Origin of the sequence: Paenalicyclobacillus macrosporangiidus (genome assembly GCF_900116805.1) — a bacterium.
In the GTDB taxonomy this organism is placed as follows: Bacteria; Bacillota; Bacilli; order Alicyclobacillales; family Alicyclobacillaceae; genus Alicyclobacillus_H; species Alicyclobacillus_H macrosporangiidus.
In genome coordinates this window covers 1-4,613 of record NZ_FPBV01000053.1, presented here as the reverse complement: position 1 = coordinate 4,613, position 4,613 = coordinate 1, and the positions used below count along the sequence as shown (strand labels likewise).

At 52.5% G+C, this 4,613-nt stretch carries 4 protein-coding genes and 2 pseudogenes; 2 read left to right on the top strand and 4 right to left on the bottom strand.

Features of this window, described 5'->3' with window-relative positions; translation table 11 throughout:
• The coding region (locus BM357_RS18300) for an IS256 family transposase (RefSeq protein ID WP_083430681.1) at window positions 1-906 on the top strand (906 nt) is incomplete at its 5' end.
• A gap of 187 nt (window positions 907-1,093) precedes the next feature.
• Here BM357_RS18300 and BM357_RS18295 read toward each other — a convergent pair.
• Entirely contained in the window at window positions 1,094-1,588 is a 495-nt protein-coding gene (locus tag BM357_RS18295) for a MarR family winged helix-turn-helix transcriptional regulator (RefSeq protein ID WP_074956790.1), read from the bottom strand.
• A 161-nt stretch (window positions 1,589-1,749) separates the two neighbouring features.
• Here BM357_RS18295 and BM357_RS18290 point away from each other — a divergent pair, with 161 nt between their 5' ends.
• Window positions 1,750-3,270, top strand: coding sequence for an MDR family MFS transporter (locus BM357_RS18290; RefSeq protein WP_074956788.1), 1,521 nt, complete (start codon window positions 1,750-1,752; stop codon window positions 3,268-3,270).
• 68 nt (window positions 3,271-3,338) lie between these two features.
• On the opposite strand, the gene BM357_RS20030 is transcribed toward BM357_RS18290, so the two are convergent.
• The 3 genes and pseudogenes from BM357_RS20030 to BM357_RS20020 all read right to left on the bottom strand — a co-directional run.
• Window positions 3,339-3,509, bottom strand: a complete 171-nt coding sequence (locus BM357_RS20030) for a hypothetical protein (protein WP_175511591.1) — start codon at window positions 3,507-3,509, stop codon at window positions 3,339-3,341.
• A 26-nt stretch (window positions 3,510-3,535) separates the two neighbouring features.
• Window positions 3,536-3,655: pseudogene (locus BM357_RS20025) on the bottom strand (hypothetical protein); the annotation flags it as partial.
• 20 nt (window positions 3,656-3,675) lie between these two features.
• A pseudogene (locus tag BM357_RS20020) lies at window positions 3,676-3,960 on the bottom strand (hypothetical protein); the annotation flags it as partial.
• Window positions 3,961-4,613: the final 653 nt, after the last annotated feature.

Sequence of the window (4,613 nt, the reverse complement as noted above, 5' to 3'; positions counted from 1 at the left end):
GTCGTACAGGAGGCGTATGTCAACGGGGTCAGCACCCGAAAGGTGGACGACTTGGTACGAGCACTGGGGTTAGATGGTATCAGCAAAAGCGAGGTTTCTCGCCTTTGCAAGCAGTTGGATGAGACTGTCCGCCAGTTCAAGGAGCGGCCCTTGGAGCGGGAGTATCCGTACATCTGGTTGGACGCCACATTCCCCAAGGTTCGGGAAGGTGGACGCGTGCAGAGCATGGCCTTCGTGGTGGCCATTGGCGTAACGGACACTGGAGAGCGTGAAGTATTGGGATTCGATGTGGGGACCAGTGAAGATGGGGCGTTCTGGACCGAGTTTTTGAGGGCCCTGAAGGAACGTGGTCTACGGGGCGTCAAGCTCGTGGTTAGCGATGCTCATCTTGGGCTTCGGCAGGCCATCTCGGAGGTGTTGACGGGCGCTGCATGGCAGCGATGCAAGGTGCACACCATCCGCAACGTACTCAGCCAGGTGCCGAAGAAGCAGCAGTCGATGGTGGCAGCCATCATCCGCACGATCTTCGCACAACCCACGCAAGAGGCAGCCAGGGCGCAACTACGGAACGTGGTGAAGCAATTGGAGAACAAGTTCCCGAAGGCGATGCAAATCCTGCAGGAGGCCGAGGATGACGTGTTGGCGTTCATGGCGCTGCCTGGCGAGCACTGGCGGCAGATCTGCTCCACCAATCCGCTGGAGCGGCTAAACCGAGAAATGAGGCGGCGGATGGACGTCGTCGGAATATTCCCGAATCGGGAGTCCGTGGTACGCCTCATGGGGGCCATCCTGCAGGAGCAGCATGAAGAGTGGCTAGTGTCTCGACGCTACTTCAGTCTGGAGTCCATGGCGAAGCTAAAGCCAGACCGAACGTTGCTGGTATCGGACGTTATGCTGCAGAAATAGTTGAGAAAGAGGTGGCGAGAGGTGGCGAGAGGTGGCGCCTAGTTCCACGCAAGCCTTGGCTTTGTCCCCTGGCTGCGGAAATTCAACCGGTAGGAGCGACGATCGACAGGACAAGGTGACACTTGTCACACTCTAGACACAAGCGGTGAAATTACACCACTTGACGGGACACTACCGCCGCCCCCTCTTACTCGATTGCATCGCTATGCTGAACTTTCGTATCAAAAATGCATATCTTCTTGAAGTCTACAAGCTGCGAAAGGATATCGATAAGCTGTTTGCGCAATTCCATCGGCAAAGGTTCGAGCAACTCCTCCTTCACTTTTGCCGCAGCCGAAAGTCCGCGTTGAATCAAAGCAGGCGCCTGGTCGGTCAACTTGATGAGCGTTGCCCGGCGATCCTTCGGATCGGGAAAGCGTACAAGCAAATGTTCTTTCTCCAGGGCATCGACGAATTGGGTTACCGTGATCGCTTTAATATCCATGATAGCGGCCAGGTCGCTCATTCGGACCGGTTCATTTTGGGCAACGGCGACAAGCAGGCGAAGACGCGGTCCGGTTAAAAATGGAGGGATATCCATGGACGACAAACGCGACTCAAATTCGCGCTTCATATAGTGAGCGGTGCGAATGAGCGCATCCAGCACATCGACTTCCGGAGTGTCCGTCTTGTGTGAAGACATCATATTCCTCCTTGACGTATTCCATTTTAATAAGTAAACTTACTATCAGTAACTTTATTAATAAGGTTACATACAATATGCTGCCGTCTCAATTTTATTTTACCGTAAAACCTGGTTTGAGCGAAAGCAACCTGTCATCCTTTGGCGAGGAGTGATTCACGATGGTGGAACAGCCGAAAAAAATGTATTGCGTCGTTGCCGGACTCATGTTGGGGATATTGATGTCATCGATGGATAACACCATTGTTGCGGCTTCCATGGGAACGATCGTGTCCGAACTCGGAGAGATGGAAAATTTCATATGGGTCACATCGGCCTATATGGTGACTTCCATGGCTGGCACTCCGATATTCGGCAAGTTATCCGATATGTACGGGCGCAAGCGGTTTTTCGTATTCGGCCTGATTCTGTTCCTGATCGGATCCATCCTGTGCGGTTTTGCGACCAGCATCGTTCAACTGAGCGTTTTTCGAGCCATTCAGGGTGTCGGCGGCGGGGCCATTATGCCTATCGCGCTGGCAATCTTGTTTGACATCTTCCCTCCCGAGAAGCGGGGGAAAATATCCGGACTAACCGGGACTGTTTTCGGCGCGTCCAGTATTTTCGGTCCATTGATTGGAGCCGTCATTACGGATCATCTCGGATGGAACTGGGTCTTTTATATCAACGTGCCGATCGGTGTGATCGCATGTTTGCTCATTGTGCCGTTCTATCATGAGTCGCCGGTACGCGCCAAGCAGAAGATCGATTGGTGGGGGGCAGTGACCTTGATCGGGTCGATCGTCTGCCTTATGTTCGCGCTGGAACTTGGAGGAAGCAAGTATGATTGGGAATCCGGCGTTATCGTGAGCTTATTCCTCTTGTTCTGCATCCTTTTTTCCGGATTTGTCATTGCGGAGAAAAAGGCGGATGCGCCGATCATTTCGTTCCGTATGTTCAGAAACCGCTTGTACACGGCCAGCATTGCAGCTGCTTTCTTTTACGGAGCGGGATTTGTTGTCGCTATGGTGTACGTTCCGATTTTTATCCAGGGTGTTTTCGGAGGTACGGCTACCAGCTCGGGTACAATCTTAATGCCGATGTTGATCACCAGTGTGTTGTTTAGTCAAATCGGCGGCAGGCTAACGTCGAGAATCAGTTATCGGAGCCTGATGATCGGTTCCGCCCTGTTATATATGGCCGGCATGTGTCTCCTTAGTCGATTGTCACCGGAATTGTGGCGCTCCATGGTAACGGCATTCATGATTGTAACCGGAATGGGAATTGGTGTTTCGATGTCTGTCTTGACGCAGTCGGCCGTTCATCATTTCGATATGCGGCAGCGTGGCGCGGCTACATCATCCGTAGTGTTTCTTCGTTCGTTGGGCATGACGATAGGGATTACGGTTTTTGGGGTTATTCAGCGGAACGCGTTTATTGGCAATTTGGGAGATGCGGTCGAAATTCCGGGAGGCATTCTGCTCGAGCCGCAGTCGATTCTGGCGCCGGAACTTCGCGCCCAAATGTCGGCGGAAATGCTGGATGCCGTCCGAAACGCGCTCTCCGCCTCAATTGCGCATACGTTCTTGTGGGGGATTGTTCCCGCGGTTTTGGCAATGGTCTCGGTCATGTTCATGACCGGGGATAAAGTAAGAGTAACCAGGAATGCAGAAGGCGGGAAAGCTGTATTCGAGCGGTCATGAAAGTTCATGAAGCCGGGCGCGGCAAGGGACGACCTCGTCCTTGATCCGCACCCGGCTTTATTGCCGCGTCAAAAAAACCGGATGATCAGGAAGCCGATGACCGGTACGGCGAGGCAACCGGCCGACGCGAACCAGTAAAGATTCGCTTCTTCCTCTTTTCTGACGTGCATCTGAACCGCCTGCAGCGCAAATATTGCCGCCCCCAGAATCAGGAAAAGGGCAATCGCGTACATCAGCATAACCATTCCCCCTTTCGATGTCCCGGTTATTCCGGGTGATTGTTCGTCGCGCGGTCGACTTCAAACGGCGTGGTGACCCCTTCGTAAGCGAGGTGCATCGCCATCCCCGCTGCGGCATGCTCCAGGTTGTGGCAATGGTCCATCCAGAGACCCGCGCCACCTCAACCAGCTCGCCTTGCCGGATGCGAAGCTCAGGTCCGGGGATCTGGCCGTTGAACGTCCAGGCCTCCACTTCGGCGCCCGAATCGAGGCGGACGGTCGCTTTTCGCGCGGTGAGCACAAAGCGGCGATCCGGCTCGCTGTCCAGCGGGCCGGTCAGCTCCGTGACGCTCACGTTTATCCTAGCAACACTGTTGCTTTGTTGTAGACTTAATATTTGTATATGAAAGGGGAGGGGGGAGGTATGCCAAGCTTGAAAACTGTCAATACTGGCTATTGGAGGGATGAACATGAGCGTAACAATCAGTCCGGAAAAAGCTGACGAGTTGGTCAGAAAAATCCTAGACACGGCGCGACGAAATGGAATCCGAACACGCAAAAAAAACAAGCGTTAATTCGGGTTCCCTACTTTAAACGATATAAAGTCTGCGATTTGGGCGCAAACGAAGGAAATGCGGTTTAGGAATATAACCGGCAAGATAATTCAGTGTAACAACAATGTTTCAATTGGACAAAGCAAATTGAGTGGATCGTATAACGCAATGATGACAGGCTCTTGATTGGCTGGATGATCCCTTTTCCTTAATCGCAACAGGTCCAAATTGTCGGGTTCAATCGATCGGATCAACTCGGAAACCTTAAAATGAAAGGGACGTAAACGATATCGTTGAATGATCCTTTTGGCCGCCTCAATGTCCCAAACTCCTTCATATCCGTATCGGCAATTGGGGTCGAAGTAAAATGGCCTTGAATAATATTGCCTTCCGTCAGTTAAAGTCTCAAGTAGTGGTGTAAAATGCGTCGTCCACAATTGACGACGAAGCCACCGTGCGTGTCTACTAGAGTGTGGCGAAACAAACTAGTAGGAGGAACGCAACGATGGCTTCTGTCAATAGCTTCGCAGTTCTTGAGTGGATTCGCAAGCTCCAAGGCGTGGAAAATAAC